The organism is Agrococcus sp. KRD186 (assembly GCF_017168255.1).
Lineage (GTDB): Bacteria > Actinomycetota > Actinomycetes > Actinomycetales > Microbacteriaceae > Agrococcus.
This window is the reverse complement of the sequence record NZ_JABFAP010000001.1, coordinates 1,545,983-1,559,155: the sequence shown is the minus strand read 5'-3', so window position 1 is coordinate 1,559,155 and position 13,173 is coordinate 1,545,983. Positions and strand designations below refer to the sequence as shown.

Here is a 13,173-nt window from a genome sequence, read left to right as displayed (position 1 = left end):
GCGGCGCTCAGGCCAGCGGCGCTCAGGCCAGCGGCGCTCAGGCCAGCGGCACCGCGTGGGGCGTCCCGTGGATGCGCACCGGCATCACGGCACCGCGCACGATGCCGACGGCGGACGGCATCCGCATGAGGACCGTGCCCGGCACGCCGTCGGCCGATGCGAGCAGCAGGCGGTCATGGCCGGAGTACTCGACGTCGTGCACGGTGATCGGTGCGCCTGCCGCGTAGGGTTTCAGCTGCTCCGGCCTCACGATCAGCAGCGCCCGCTCGTCGCCGACGGCCCCGGGCGCCGCGGGCACCGGGCCGAGCGGTGTCGCCCATGCGTCGCCCTCGCGCGTGGCAGGCACGAGGGTCGACTCACCGAGGAAGGCCGCGAGCCAAGCCGAGCGCGGCCGAGCGAAGAGCTCCTCGGCTGTGCCGGTCTGCTCGAGGCGGCCCTCGCGCAGCACCGAGACGCGGTCGGCGAGCGCGAAGGCCTCCTCCTGGTCATGCGTCACCAGCAGCGCGGTCGCGCCCGCCTCGCGCAGGATCCGCCCGATCTCGCGCCGAAGCCCCACGCGCAGCGAGGCGTCGAGCGCCGAGAAGGGCTCGTCGAGCAGAACGATGCCCGGCGCCGGGGCCAGCGCGCGGGCGAGCGCCACGCGCTGCGCCTGACCGCCCGAGAGATCGGCGGGGGAGCGGTCGCCGAACCCTGTCAGCTCGACCAGCTCGAGCATCGACCGAACGCGCTCTCCGTGCGGGTCGCGCTGCCCGCGCGGCAGGCCGAACGCGATGTTCTGCGCGACGCTCAGATGCGGGAAGAGCGATGCGTCCTGCGGCACCCAGCCGACGTCGCGGCGCTCGGGGGGCACCGTGCGGCGCGGGCTGGAGATCACGTCGCTGCCGACAGCGATCTCACCGGTGCGCAGTGGCAGCAGGCCTGCGATCGCCAGCAGCAGCGTCGACTTGCCCGAGCCGGAGGCGCCCAGCACCGCGTCGACGCCGCCCACCGGCACCTCGAGCGAGACCTCGTGCACGACGTCGCCGCTGCCGGGGTGGCCGATTGTGGCGTCGGAGACGCGAAGCCCGCTCATGGTGCCGCGCTCCGATCGGTGAGGTCGATGTCCTGATCCCGCTCCACGGCGGTCGCGAGCACCAGCATGGCAGGCACGGCGGCGCACGCGACGAGCACCAGGGCGAACGGCGCGGCCGCTCCGTACTCAGAGACGTCGGTGCGCGCCCACAGCGCAGTGGCGAGCGTGTCGACGCCGGTGGGCCGCAGCAGCAGCGTGGCGGGCAGCTCCTTGAGCGCGGCGACGGCGGCCAGCAGCGCGGCCACGCCGACACCGCCGATCGCGATGCGGCCGGTGGTGCTCGAGAAGGCACGCGCGGGGCGGCGGCCGAGCGATCGCGCGAGCTGCTCGTACCGCACCGGCACCCGCTCGATCGCGGCGCGCACCCCGCCGACGGCGCGCGGTGTGGCGAGCAGCGCGTAGGCGGCGATGAGCACGCCGATCGTCTGGTAGGCCCACGGCACGAGGGCGAGCGAGAGGAACACGAGCGAGAGCCCCACGACGATGCCCGGTAGCGCATGAGCGATGGTCGCGGCTCCCTCGAGCGTGCGGCTGACGGGTGACGGATGCCGTGCGGCGAGCAGCGAGATCGGTGCGGCCAGCAGGATGGCGAGGATACCGGCGACCAGCGCCAGCGACACGGAGGTGCCGGCGGTCTGCAGCAGCTCGGCCCATTCGATGGAACGCACAGCTTGGGCGTGCAGCGCGCGTGCGACCAGCGTTGCCACCGGCACGCCGATGGCCACGAGCGGTGTGATGAGCACCGTCGCGATGGCGAGCGGAGCCCAGCGGCCGGCGCCGAGTCGCAGCGGGGCGGCGGAGCGCACCCGCGCTGCCGGAACGGCGCGGCGCACCCGCTGCTCGAGCAGCACCAGCGCGATCGCGGCGGCGACCAGCACGAGGCCGAGCAGCGCCGCGTAGGAGCGGTCGAAGCCGGCGCCCATCGCCCGGGCGATGCCGGTCGAGAGCGTCTCGACCCGCATGAGCGAGACGACACCGAAGTCAGCCAGGGCGTAGAGGCCGGCGAGCAGCGCGCCGGCGGTCGCTGCGGGTCGCACGATCGGCCAGGTCACCTGCCGCAGCGCGGCGATGGGTCCCCGCCCGAGCGAGCGGGCCGCGATCTCGAGGCCGGCGGGCGCCGAGCGCAGCGCCGCATAGACGGGCAGCGTGACGTAGGGGGTGGAGACGATCGTCAGCTGCAGCCACGCCGCCCAGAAGCCCTGCATCGAGGGCACCAGGCCGAGCCAGCCGAAGGCGGCGACATACGAGGGCATCGCGAGCGGGAGCGCGGCGAGCGCGAGCAGCACGCGCGGGGCGGGCAGCCGCAGCCGGGCGAGCAGCAGCGCCTGCAGCGTGCCGAGCGCACCGACGGCCAGTGCGACGAGGAGCGCGAGGCCGAGACTCGTCAGCAGCAGCGCGCCGGTGCGCGGTCGCAGCACGAGCGGCAGCGAGGCGAGCGGGTCGGCGCCGAGCGCACGCACCACGAGGTAGACGACGGGTGCCGCGAGCAGCGCGACCGCCAGCGTGCCCAGCATCGCCAGCACGCGCGCGCCGCCCACCAAGGGACGTCGAGCGCGTGCCGGCGCGCGCTGCACTAGAGGAGGCCGTGCTTGGCGAGGAGCGCCTGCGTGTCGGCGAGGGAGGCGAGGTCGGCCAGGTCGAGGCCGTCGATCGCGAGCGAGTCGATCGCCGGCAGCTCCGGAGCCGCCTCGACGCCGTCGACGAGCGGGTACTCGAAGGTCTCGGTGACGAAGTACTCCTGCGCCTCGGGCGAGACGAGGTGCTCGATGAACGCGAGCGCATCCTCGTCGCCCGCTGCGCCCGTGAGGAGCCCCGCGCCGGTGACGTTGACGATGCCGCCGGGGTCGCCGGGCAGGAACTGCAGCTGTGCGCGCATGCTCTCGGCGCCGAGCTCGTTCGCGTCCTCGAACCAGTAGTAGTGGTTGATGAGGCCGAAGTCGGCCTCGCCGGACTGCACGAGGTCGAGGGTCTGGCCGTTCGACTCGGTGAGGATCGGGTCGTTCTGCGCCACCGCGGCGACCCAGGCGTCCGCGGCTTCCTCGCCCTCGAGCACGCGCATCGCGGTGACGAACGACTGGAACGACGCGTTGCCAGGGGCGAACGCGACGCGGCCGGCGTAGGCGGGGTCGGTCAGCTCTGCGATCTCGGTGGGCAGCTCGGTCTCGGCGACATCCTCGCTGTCGTAGGCGATCACGCGGGCGCGGCCCGTGACACCCACCCAGCTGCCGTCGACCGAGCTGAAGTCGGCGGGCACGAGCCCGGTGATCTCCTCCGGCAGCGGTGTGAACATCCCTGCGGCCGCGACAGCGCCCAAGCTGCCGGCGTCCTGTGACCAGAACACGTCGGCGGGGCTGCGGTCGCCCTCCTCGAGCAGCAGCGCCTCGAGCTCGGTCGAGGAGGCGTACCGCACCTCGACGTCGATGCCCGACTCCGCCTCGAACGCTGCGATGAGCGGCTCGACGAGGTCTTCGCTGCGGCCCGCGTAGAGCGTGAAGGCGCCGTCGGCGGCGCTGCTCGCGCCGTCGCTCTCCGACGTCTGGGGTGCGGCGGATCCGCATCCGGTCAGCACGAGGGCGAGTGCGGCGACGGCGGCGGGCACGGCCGCGCGCGAGAAGGAACGGTGCAAGAGTGGCTCCAGGTGTGTGGCATCCGATCGGGCACAGCGCGCCCGGTTCGATAGGTAAGGGTACCCTAAGTCACCACCGCCGCACGCACATGCCGCAGCCGTCGGTAGGCTCGATGCGATGAACCGCGATGAGGATGCCCTCCACTGGAACGGCGACGACGAGCTCGATCGCCTGTCTGTCGTCGACGACGAGGAGGAGGCCGACGGCGCTGCCGGGGCCACCGCATCCGCCCCCGTGGCGCGCGAAGCGCGGCACCGCGGCCCGCTCGGCTGGCTCATGCTGGTGCTCGCGGTCGCCGCGACCGCCGGCTGGATCGTGATCCTGGTCGCGAACCCGGTGCAGCAGCCGAGCCTGATCGCGCTCGCCATGTACCAGCTGGGCGAGCTGCTGGCGGTGCTGACGCCGCTGCTGTGGTGGTTCGTCGTCGACCGCGTCGCGCCGCTGCCGCGCCGGGCGCTGTGGTGGCTCGCCGGGCTGGTCGTCACCGCGCCGTGGCCGCTCGTCGCAGGGGTGCTGGCGTGAGCGCCGGTGATGGCGTGACGGCCGCCGCGGCGCGCGAGCCGCGGGAGGAGCGCCCCGGCGACAGCTGGATCATCGCGCTGCTGTTCGCACTCGCCTTCGGCTACGACGTCGTCGAGGCGGTCGCGAACCTGCAGCAGCTGCCGCTGCTCTACCTCGGCAGCGCCATCGAGGGCGCCACCCCGTGGTGGCTGCTCTACGCCGGCATCGCGGTGCCGGTGCTGCTGTTCGCGGCGGCGCTGTGGGTGGGGCGGCGGATGCGGCTGGTGCCGAAGGCGGGCGTGCTGCTGATCGCGCTCGGCGTGAGCGCGCAGCTGAGCCTGCTCGCCGAGCAGCTGGCGCGCCAGATCGCCCTCACCGCGCTCGGTGGATAGCGGCAGCAGGCGCCGCGGCGTCGGCCGGCGCTAGATCACGGCGACGAGCAGCAGCGCGCCGAGCACGACCTGCCCGATCGCGCGCGGCACGAGCGGCATGGCCACGGAGCCGAAGCGCTTCGGGTTCTTCGCGGCCTCGGCGTTGGCCGGGAACACCGCGACCAGCAGCGCGATGAGCGCGAGCCCGGCGGCGAAGCGCACACCCCACCAGGGCGCGAGCAGGCCGATGCCGCCGAGGATCTCGGCGACGCCGGAGATCGTGACCAGCGGCAGCGCGCGCTTGCGCTCGGGGCCGGCGAATCCAGCCGGGATCATGGCCGCCATGGTGCGGCGCACGCGGGGCAGGAAGTGGGTGACCCCCATGCCGATGAAGACGGCGGCGAGGATGATGCGCAGCACCAGCTGCACGATTGCGAAGGCGTCCATCGTGACCATTCTCCCGCATTCGCCGGCTCGCTCGCGCCAGGCCGGGCGGGCTATGATTGGGGCGGACTACAGGCGGGGCGGCAGCCCGAAGGGGTCTGGCGCGCCCGGCGGCACCGGCGGCACGTCGGCCGGCGGCGCGAAGGCGCCCCCGGGCGCCGGGTGTTCGCCCGCGCGCCGCGGGAACCGTGCGGCGAGCTCTGCCGACTGCGGGGTCGCGCCCTCCTGCCCGTCCGGGATCGCCTCGATCACGACCGCGGTGCCGTAGGCGCAGATCTCCGTCCACTGCGTGGCGATCTCGCTGGCGTCGAAGCGCATGGCGACGATGCCGTTCGCCCCGCGCCGCTGGGCCTCGTCGACCATCCGCCCCATCACCTGCATGCGCGCCTCGTAGAGCATCTGCGTGAACTCGGGGATCTCGCCTCCGCCGATGGCGCGCCAGCCCGCCACCCAGTTCGTCGCGGCGTCGCGGCTGCGCACCGTGAGGCCCATCACCTCGCCCTGCACGGCCAGGATGCGGAAGCCCGGGATCTCGTTCGTCGTCACGATCAGCATGCATGCATCCTGGACCCGCGGCGCTGTAAGACGCACGGGAACGGCGGCGCACGCTCCGGTCGGTACGCTGGAGGCCTGGCACGACGACGTGCTGCCTGCCCCCACCCCGCAAGGAGTCCCGCATGTCCAAGCCCGTCGTCCTGATCGCCGAGGAGCTCTCGGCCGCCACCGTCGATGCCCTCGGCCCCGACTTCGATGTGCGCACCGTCGACGGCACCGACCGTGCGGCGCTCTTCGCGGCGCTCGCCGACGCATCCGCCGTGCTCGTGCGCAGCGCCACCAGGATCGACGCCGAGGCGCTCTCGCACGCGCCGAAGCTGCGGGTCGTCGCCCGCGCGGGCGTGGGCCTCGACAATGTCGAGATCCCTGCCGCCACCAAGGCCGGCGTCATGGTCGTCAACGCCCCCACCTCGAACATCGTCTCGGCGGCCGAGCTGGCCATCGCGCACCTGCTGGGCCTGGCCCGGCACATCCCGGCAGCGGATGCGTCGCTCAAAGCGGGCGAGTGGAAGCGCTCGGCGTACACGGGCGTCGAGCTGTACGAGAAGACGGTCGGCATCGTGGGCCTGGGCCGGATCGGCGTGCTGGTGGCCGAGCGGCTCGCCGCCTTCGGCACCAAGCTGATCGCCTTCGACCCCTTCGTCAGCCCCGCGCGCGCCGCGCAGCTGGGCGTCGAGCTGCGCGCGCTCGACGAGCTGATGGCCGAGGCCGACTTCATCACCATCCACATCCCGCGCACACCCGAGACGGTCGGCCTGATCGGCGCCGAGCAGTTCGCGCTCGCGAAGCCGAGCCTGCGCATCGTCAACGCCTCGCGCGGCGGCATCATCGACGAGGCCGCGCTCGCCGATGCGCTGCGCTCGGGTCGCATCGCGGGTGCCGGCATCGACGTGTTCGTGAACGAGCCGCCGAAGGACGACGCGCTCACCTCCGCCCCCAACATCCAGGTCACGCCGCACCTGGGCGCCTCCACCGACGAGGCGCAGGAGAAGGCAGGCGTCGCCGTGGCCCGCTCGGTGCGGCTGGCGCTCGCGGGCGACCTGGTGCCGGATGCGGTGAACGTCGCTGGCGGCGTCATCGACGAGTACGTGCGCCCCGGGATCCCGCTGGCGGAGCGGCTCGGCCAGTTCGCCGCCGGCCTCGCGGCCGGACCGGTCGAGGCCATCGACGTCGCGGTGCACGGCGAGCTCGCCGCCTACGACGTGAAGGTGCTGCGGCTCGCGGCCCTCAAGGGCTTCTTCTCGTCGATCGTGAGCGAGCAGGTGACGTTCGTGAACGCGCCGGTGCTCGCCGAGTCGCGCGGGGTGACGAGCGAGCTGACCGCCGACGAGCGCAGCGACGAGTACCGCAACGTGATCGAGATCGTGGTCGCGACGAGCGACGGGCGCCGCGTGACCGTCGAGGGCACGCTGACCGGACCGAAGCAGATCGAGAAGATCGTCGGCGTCAACGGCCAGTCGGTCGAGGTGCCGATGGCGCAGCACTTCATCGTCATGCAGTACGTCGACCGCCCCGGCGTCGTCGCCGCCTACGGCACGCTCTTCGGCGAGGCCGGCATCAACATCGCCGGCATGCAGATCGCCCGCAGGGAGGCCGGTGGCGAGGCGCTCTCGATCGTCACGATCGACCAGTCGGCGCCCGAGGAGCTGGTCGAGGCGCTCGGCAGCGCGATCGAGGCGAAGGCGATCCGGCAGATCGAGATCCGCGAGTTCTAGCGGCGGGGCTCGCTCACGACTGGGCCTTCCGCGCGAGCAGCTGCTCGAGCCACCGGATGACCTGCTCGACCGAGTCGGGCGGCAGCGAGCCGGCGCCGCCGATGACCGAGCGCAGGTAGATGCCGTCGCTCAGCCGCACGACCAGCAGCGCGAGGTCGCGATCGCCGAGGCTGGTCGTGAGCGCGGCGAGGTAGTGCTCGTCGAGTCGATCGAGGGCATCGCGCGCGGCGACGTGCTCGTCGAGCTGCCCGAGCTTCAGCAGCGCGACGAGCGTGCGATCGATGGGGTCCTCGGCCGCGAGCGACTCGCGCAGGAAGACGGTGACGGCATCGGGCATGGGGGAGAGGCGCTCCTCCTCGTGCTCGCCGAAGCGGTCGAGGCGCTCGGCGAGCCCGTCGACGAGCGCTCCCTTGGAGCCGAAGTGGTAGAGCAGGCCGCCCTTCGAGACGCCGGCGGCATCGGCGGTCGCCGCGATCGTGCCGGCGCGCTCGCCGGACTCGACCACCAGCCGCTCGAAGGCGTCCAGGATCCGCTCTCGGGTGTCATCCGCCTTGCTCATGCCCGCATCCTACCTCGACAACAAACCGTCCAGACGGTACAGTGATGCGGTGACGAACGAGATGAGCACCACGAGCCCCGCCGGATCGGCGACCCCGCGCGCTGGTGCGCGCGCCTGGGGTGCGCTCGCGGTGCTGATGCTGCCGGTGCTGCTGGTCTCGATCGACATCACCGCGCTCAACTTCGCGCTGCCCGAGATCGCGATCGCGCTGCAGCCCACCGCGGCACAGCAGCTCTGGATCATCGACGCCTACTCGCTCGTGCTGGCGACGCTGCTGGTCGCCATGGGCAACCTCGGCGACCGCATCGGGCGCCGCAAGCTGCTGCTGATCGGCGCGACCGGCTTCGCGGTGTTCTCGGTGCTCGCGGCGTTCGCGCCGACCGCAGAGATGCTTATCGCCGCGCGTGCCGCGATCGGATTCTTCGGCGCCACCCTGATGCCCTCGACCCTCGCGCTGCTGCGCTCGATCTTCCTCGACCGCCGGCAGCGGCGGCTGGCGGTGGCGATCTGGGCGACGGCCTTCTCGGCGGGCTCCGCCGCCGGGCCGATCGTCGGCGGCGCGCTGCTGGCGCACTTCCACTGGGGCGCCATCTTCCTGATCGCGGTGCCCGTGCTGGTGCCGCTGCTGGTGTTCGCGCCGCTGCTGGTCGACGAGTCGCGCGACCCCGCGCCCGGTCCCATCGACCCGATCGGCATCGCGCTGTCGATGCTGGCGCTGGGTGGTCTCGCCGCCGGCATCAAGGAGCTCGCCGTCGCAGGCGCCGATCTGCTCGGCATCGGCCTGGTGCTCGTGGCGGTGCTCGCCGGCTGGCTGTTCGTGCGACGGATGCGCAGGGTCGCCTCCCCGATGCTCGACGTGGGGCTGTTCCGCGTGCCGCAGTTCAGCGGCGCCCTGCTGGTCAACCTGCTCAGCGTGGTCGCGCTCACCGGCTTCCTCTTCTTCGTCACGCAGCACCTGCAGCTGGTCGAGGGGATGCCCGTGCTCGACGCCGCGCTCGTGCTGGTGCCGGGGGTGGTGGCGATGATCCTCGCCGGCCTGCTGGTGGTGCGAGTGGTGCGCTCGGTCGACCCCGGCGTCGCCGTGGTGGTCGCGCTCGGGTCATCGCTCGCCGCCTACGGCATGCTCGCGGTGCTGGGGGAGCACGTCAGCATCTTGGGCATCGCCGTGTCGTTCGCGCTGCTGGGGCTGGGCATCGGCGCCGCGGAGACGATCTCGAACGATCTCATCCTCTCGGCGGTGCCGCCCGCGAAGGCCGGTGCCGCATCCGCCCTCTCCGAGACCGCCTACGAGTTCGGGGCCGTGCTGGGCACGACGCTGCTCGGCGGCCTGCTGACGGCCGTCTACCGGGCGACGCTCGTCGTGCCGGCCGGCACGGATGCCGCGATGGCGCAGGCCGCGCGCGAGACGCTCGGGGGCGCGGTCGCCGTCACCGAGGGCGCAGGGCCCGCGGGGGAGCGGCTGCTCGAGGCGGCCCGCGTCGCCTTCGACCACGGGGTGATCGCCACGAGCATCTCCGGGGCGGTGCTCATGCTGCTCGCGATGGTCGTCGCGTGGCGCTCGCTGCGCGGCTCGGGCGACTGAACGACGCTGCGAGCGACCGCTGGCGCATGTCGGCGCCCGGCACTAGCGTCGCCGGCATGACGACTTCTCACGAGACCGGCTCTGCCCGCATCGTGCTCGTGCCCGGCTTCTGGCTGGGCGCGTGGGCGTGGGACGACGTGGCTGCGAGACTCCGCAGCCTCGGCCACGACGTCACGGCGCTCACCCTTCCGGGGCTCGAGCCCGGCTCCGACCCGAGCGGCGTCTCGCTCGAGGATCACGCCGCAGCGATCGAGGCCGCGATCGGCGACGGACCGGTCGTGCTCGTCGCACACAGCGGCGCGGCCCTTCCCGCGACGATCGCGATCGACCGCACCGTCGACCGCGTCACCCGATCGGTGTGGGTCGACACGGCGCCCGTCGTGGACGGCGCCGCGATGGACGCCTCGTTCGAGGGGGACGCGCTGCCGCTCGAGGCCAACTGGGACGAGGAGCTCGAGGGCGGCTCGATGCGCGACCTCACCGACGCGCAGCTCGAGGAGTTCCGCCGCCGTGCCGTGCCGCAGCCGGGCGGCACCGTGCGCGACGCTGCGAGCCTCACCGACGACCGACGGCTCGATGTGCCGGCGACCATCATCTGCACGGCGTACTCGGCCGAGGAGTACCGCTCCTACGCCGAGCAGGGCGCACCGTTCCTCGCGGGCGTGCTCGAGCACCGGGCGCTGACCATGGTCGATCTTCCGACTGGGCACTGGCCGATGTGGTCGAGGCCGGCAGAGCTGGCCGCGCTCATCGACGAGGTAGCGCGCGGCTGAGCCCCACGGCGCTCCGGGGCGCGAGGTCAGGCGCGCGCGAACGCGCCCGCGTCGCCGCCCTGCGCACGCACGAGCGCGACGACGAGCGTGCCCTGCCCGCGTGCGGTGAACGCATCCGCCTCGGCCTCGATCTCGGCCTGGACGCCGTCGATCCAGATCGCGATCGCGTCGCCGCGCGCGCTGCCCCGCAGCACGAGTCCGTCGCCGGTGCGTTCGGCCGTCAGCGTGAGCTGCGGCTGGCCGGAAGGCGCGGGCAGCGGGCTCCAGTCGGTCGCGGGCAGCGGCGGCGTCCGGGCGGGCTCGGTGCGCCGCGGCCGCAGCGCCTCGATCGCGAGCCCGAGCCGCAGCATGCGCTCGTCCTCGTAGGGCCTGCCCGCGATCGTCAGCCCCACTGGCATGCCGATGTCGGCCATCGTGCCCATCGGCACGGTGACCGTCGGGATGCCGAAGTGGCGCCAGACCAGGTTGCCGTTCGCGACCCAGGTGCCGTTGCGCCACGCGAGCCGCGCGGCGGTCGGCTCGGTGTCGGCATCGGCCGGCCCGACGTCGGCGAGCGTCGGCATGACGACCGCGTCGATGCCGTGCTCGTCGAGCCAGGCGTCCCAGTCCTGCTCGCGCGTGCGGTCGAGCCCCGCGAGCCCCTCGGCCATCGCGGGGATCGCCGCGAGCTCGGGCACTGGCAGCGCCGGCAGTGACGCGAGGTCGACCTCTGCGGCGAGCTCGAGCGCCGGTGGGCGCTCGTCGTAGCGGTCGCTGAGGGCGCCGGGCGGGTGCGGGAAGATGCGCTCGCCGTCGACGTCGGCCAGCCGCGGCAGCGCCGGGTCGCCGTTGCGGCGCAGGAAGCCGTCCCAGCCCCAGGCGGCCAGCTCGACCAGCTCGCTGCGCAGGAAGCGCTCGGGCACGAAACCGCGGCTCACGATCTCGGACGCGCCGTCGCGGTCGCCCTCGTAATGCGACACCAGCGGCAGGTCGGTCTCGATGACCGTGGCGCCGGCCGCTCGCAGGTCATCGGCCATCGCGCGCCACAACGCCAGCACGCTCTCGCGGGTGGCGATGGGGGAGCGGATGCCGTCGTCGGTGCCGATGTACATGCGCGGCACGGCGAGCGTGAGGCCGTCGAGCGAAGCGGGCTCGAGGCCGGCGAAGCCGCTTGGGCGCACGGCGTCGACCGGCGGGATGGGCAGCCAGGGCTGCTCGCGCCAGAAGTCACCGTCGGCGCGGCTGTCGGGCTGCACGAGCACGTCGAGGGCGGCCAGCAGGTCGGCCATCGACCGTGCGTGCGGCACCGCGACATCCATCGTCGGCACGAGCGGCCAGTTGCCGCGCATCGAGATCACGCCGCGCGAGGGCGTGTAGGCGACGAGCGCGTTGCAGCTCGCGGGCGCCCGACCCGACGACCAGGTCTCCTCGCCCAGCCCGATGACGCCGATCGAGGCACCGGTGGCCGAGCCCGAGCCGTTCGAGGAGCCCGAGCCGAAGGCGCTGGTGAGGAAGTCGCCGTTGTAGGGGCTCTCCGCTCGGCCGCGGAGGCCGCGCTGCATGCCGCCGTTGGCCATCGGGGGCATGGTGGTGAGCCCGATGAGCACGGCGCCGGCCGCCCGCATCCGCTCGATCGCGAAGGCGTCCTCGCCGGCGACGAGGTGCTCGAAGGCGGGGCTGCCGGCAGAGACGGTCATGCCGCGCACCGAATAGCTCTCCTTGGCGGTGTAGGGGATGCCGTCGAGCGCGCTCGCGGCCCGGCCGACGCGGATGCGCTCATCGGCGGCGCGGGCGGCGTCGAAGATGTCGGATGCCAGCACCGGCACGGCGTGCAGCCGCGGCCCCGCGACGTCGAACCGCCCGATGCGCGCGAGCGTCAGCGCTGCCAGCTCGGTCGCGGTCGTCGCGCCTGTGTCGAGGGCCGCGCGCAGCGTCGCGGCGCTCGCCTCATGCAGCTGCGGCGAGTTCACAGCGTGGCCTTCGGCTGTTGCTGCGTGATGCAGTGGATGCCGCCGCCGCGCGCGAAGATCTCGCGTGCGTCGACGGTGACGGCGCGGCGGCCGGGGTAGGCGGCCTCGAGCGCCGCGCGCGCGGCGGCGTCGGCGGCCGGGTCGTCGAAGCCGCAGGCGATGATGCCGTCGTTCACGAGCACGTGGTTGACGTACGACCAGTCGACCCAGCCCTCGTCGTCGCGCAGCGCGGCGGGCGCGGCGAGCGGGATGACCTCGAGCGCGCGACCGGCGGCATCGACCTGCTCGGCCAGCAGCCGGGCGATCTCGCGGGTCACATCGTGATCGGGGTGCTCCGGCGAGCCCTGCGCGTGCACGAGCACGCGGCCGTCGCCGACCAGCGTCGCGATCATGTCGACATGCCCGCGCGTGCCGTAGCGCTCGTAGTCGCGGGTGAGCCCGCGGGGGAGCCAGAGCGGATGGGTCGCGCCGATCGTGCGGGCGAGCTCGGCCTCGACGGCGGCGCGGGTGACGCCGGGATTGCGGCCGGGGTCTCGCTGCACGGTCTCGGTCAGCAGCACCGTGCCCTGCCCGTCGACGTGGATGGCGCCGCCCTCGTTGACGAGGGAGGAGGGGATGCGCTCGGCGCCGGCCGCCTCCGCCACGATGCCGCCGATCCGCGCGTCGTGCTCCCAGCTCGCCCAGTCCTGGCCGCCCCAGCCGTTGAAGACCCAGTCGATGGCGCCCAGCCTGCCCTGCTCGTCGAGCACGAAGGAGGGCCCGATGTCGCGCATCCAGGCGTCGTCGAGCCGCACTTCGAGGGTCGTGATGCCGCCGGCGAGCAGGCGGCGTGCGTCGTCGCGCTCGGCAGGATCGACCACCACGGTGACGGGCTCGAACTCGCTCGCCGCGTTCGCGACCGCCGCCCAGGCCTCGTGCGCAGCGGCCACGGCCGAAGCGTCGTCGCCGGCGTTCTCCCCGTGCGGGAACGCCATCCACAGCCGCTCGTGCTCCGTGCCCTCTGCCGGCATCGTCCAGGCCATCGC

The 13,173-nt window shown here is 73.6% G+C and carries 13 protein-coding genes; 5 read left to right on the top strand and 8 right to left on the bottom strand.

Features of this window, described 5'->3' with window-relative positions; all coding sequences use genetic code 11:
* Positions 1–37 precede the first annotated feature (37 nt).
* The 3 genes from J1M46_RS07505 to J1M46_RS07495 are packed head-to-tail and all read right to left on the bottom strand — an operon-like array spanning position 38 to position 3,698.
* Positions 38–1,072: an ABC transporter ATP-binding protein gene (locus J1M46_RS07505; RefSeq protein ID WP_206447247.1), complete on the bottom strand. Its 1,035-nt coding sequence runs from the start codon at positions 1,070–1,072 to the stop codon at positions 38–40.
* Complete coding sequence (locus J1M46_RS15760; RefSeq protein ID WP_206447246.1) at positions 1,069–2,610, bottom strand: ABC transporter permease subunit; 1,542 nt, start codon at positions 2,608–2,610, stop codon at positions 1,069–1,071. The genes J1M46_RS07505 and J1M46_RS15760 overlap by 4 nt, the downstream gene beginning before the upstream one ends.
* A 35-nt stretch (positions 2,611–2,645) precedes the next feature.
* Positions 2,646–3,698 (bottom strand): extracellular solute-binding protein, encoded by a 1,053-nt coding sequence (locus J1M46_RS07495; protein ID WP_241249055.1) that lies wholly within the window; start codon positions 3,696–3,698, stop codon positions 2,646–2,648.
* 118 nt (positions 3,699–3,816) lie between these two features.
* On the opposite strand from J1M46_RS07495, the gene J1M46_RS15330 reads away from it, so the two are divergent.
* Positions 3,817–4,221, top strand: a complete 405-nt coding sequence (locus J1M46_RS15330) for a hypothetical protein (RefSeq protein ID WP_241249054.1) — start codon at positions 3,817–3,819, stop codon at positions 4,219–4,221.
* Positions 4,218–4,592 carry a hypothetical protein gene (locus J1M46_RS07485; protein ID WP_206447243.1) on the top strand — a complete coding sequence of 125 codons (375 nt, stop codon included), beginning with the start codon at positions 4,218–4,220 and terminating at the stop codon, positions 4,590–4,592. The genes J1M46_RS15330 and J1M46_RS07485 overlap by 4 nt, the downstream gene beginning before the upstream one ends.
* A gap of 30 nt (positions 4,593–4,622) precedes the next feature.
* On the opposite strand, the gene J1M46_RS07480 is transcribed toward J1M46_RS07485, so the two are convergent.
* Together J1M46_RS07480 and J1M46_RS07475 are read right to left on the bottom strand one after the other, a co-directional pair.
* Positions 4,623–5,018, bottom strand: coding sequence for a DoxX family membrane protein (locus tag J1M46_RS07480; RefSeq protein ID WP_241249053.1), 396 nt, complete (start codon positions 5,016–5,018; stop codon positions 4,623–4,625).
* Positions 5,019–5,084: 66 nt separating this feature from the next.
* On the bottom strand, positions 5,085–5,570 hold the full coding sequence (locus tag J1M46_RS07475; protein WP_206447241.1) for a YbjQ family protein: 486 nt from the start codon (positions 5,568–5,570) through the stop codon (positions 5,085–5,087).
* A 122-nt stretch (positions 5,571–5,692) separates the two neighbouring features.
* On the opposite strand from J1M46_RS07475, the gene serA reads away from it, so the two are divergent.
* The gene (gene serA, locus J1M46_RS07470) at positions 5,693–7,285 is read left to right on the top strand and encodes a phosphoglycerate dehydrogenase (protein ID WP_206447240.1); all 1,593 of its coding nucleotides are present in this window, start codon (positions 5,693–5,695) and stop codon (positions 7,283–7,285) included.
* 13 nt (positions 7,286–7,298) lie between these two features.
* Here the strand turns inward: serA and J1M46_RS07465 are convergent, their stop codons facing one another.
* Positions 7,299–7,844 carry a TetR/AcrR family transcriptional regulator gene (locus J1M46_RS07465; RefSeq protein WP_206447239.1) on the bottom strand — a complete coding sequence of 182 codons (546 nt, stop codon included), beginning with the start codon at positions 7,842–7,844 and terminating at the stop codon, positions 7,299–7,301.
* A gap of 61 nt (positions 7,845–7,905) precedes the next feature.
* Between J1M46_RS07465 and J1M46_RS07460 the strand changes: the two genes are divergently transcribed.
* Both J1M46_RS07460 and J1M46_RS07455 read left to right on the top strand, forming a co-directional pair.
* A complete protein-coding gene (locus J1M46_RS07460; RefSeq protein WP_206448631.1) occupies positions 7,906–9,426 on the top strand; it encodes an MFS transporter in 1,521 nt (506 codons plus the stop codon).
* 56 nt (positions 9,427–9,482) lie between these two features.
* Complete coding sequence (locus J1M46_RS07455) at positions 9,483–10,199, top strand: alpha/beta fold hydrolase (RefSeq protein ID WP_206447238.1); 717 nt, start codon at positions 9,483–9,485, stop codon at positions 10,197–10,199.
* 26 nt (positions 10,200–10,225) lie between these two features.
* Here the strand turns inward: J1M46_RS07455 and J1M46_RS07450 are convergent, their stop codons facing one another.
* On the bottom strand, positions 10,226–12,148 hold the full coding sequence (locus J1M46_RS07450; protein ID WP_206447237.1) for an amidase: 1,923 nt from the start codon (positions 12,146–12,148) through the stop codon (positions 10,226–10,228).
* Positions 12,145–13,170, bottom strand: coding sequence for an agmatine deiminase family protein (locus J1M46_RS07445; protein ID WP_206447236.1), 1,026 nt, complete (start codon positions 13,168–13,170; stop codon positions 12,145–12,147). Before J1M46_RS07445 ends, J1M46_RS07450 begins: the two co-directional genes overlap by 4 nt.
* Positions 13,171–13,173 lie beyond the last annotated feature (3 nt).

Bases quoted from the DNA above. Each gene is read 5' to 3' on its own strand.
- J1M46_RS07505 (WP_206447247.1), bottom strand. From the start codon at position 1,072: ATGAGCGGGCTTCGCGTCTCCGACGCCACAATCGGCCACCCCGGCAGC.
- J1M46_RS15330 (WP_241249054.1), top strand. From the start codon at position 3,817: ATGAACCGCGATGAGGATGCCCTCCACTGGAACGGCGACGACGAGCTC.
- J1M46_RS07480 (WP_241249053.1), bottom strand. From the start codon at position 5,018: ATGGACGCCTTCGCAATCGTGCAGCTGGTGCTGCGCATCATCCTCGCC.
- J1M46_RS07475 (WP_206447241.1), bottom strand. From the start codon at position 5,570: ATGCTGATCGTGACGACGAACGAGATCCCGGGCTTCCGCATCCTGGCC.
- serA (WP_206447240.1), top strand. From the start codon at position 5,693: ATGTCCAAGCCCGTCGTCCTGATCGCCGAGGAGCTCTCGGCCGCCACC.
- J1M46_RS07465 (WP_206447239.1), bottom strand. From the start codon at position 7,844: ATGAGCAAGGCGGATGACACCCGAGAGCGGATCCTGGACGCCTTCGAG.
- J1M46_RS07460 (WP_206448631.1), top strand. From the start codon at position 7,906: ATGAGCACCACGAGCCCCGCCGGATCGGCGACCCCGCGCGCTGGTGCG.
- J1M46_RS07455 (WP_206447238.1), top strand. From the start codon at position 9,483: ATGACGACTTCTCACGAGACCGGCTCTGCCCGCATCGTGCTCGTGCCC.
- J1M46_RS07445 (WP_206447236.1), bottom strand. From the start codon at position 13,170: ATGGCCTGGACGATGCCGGCAGAGGGCACGGAGCACGAGCGGCTGTGG.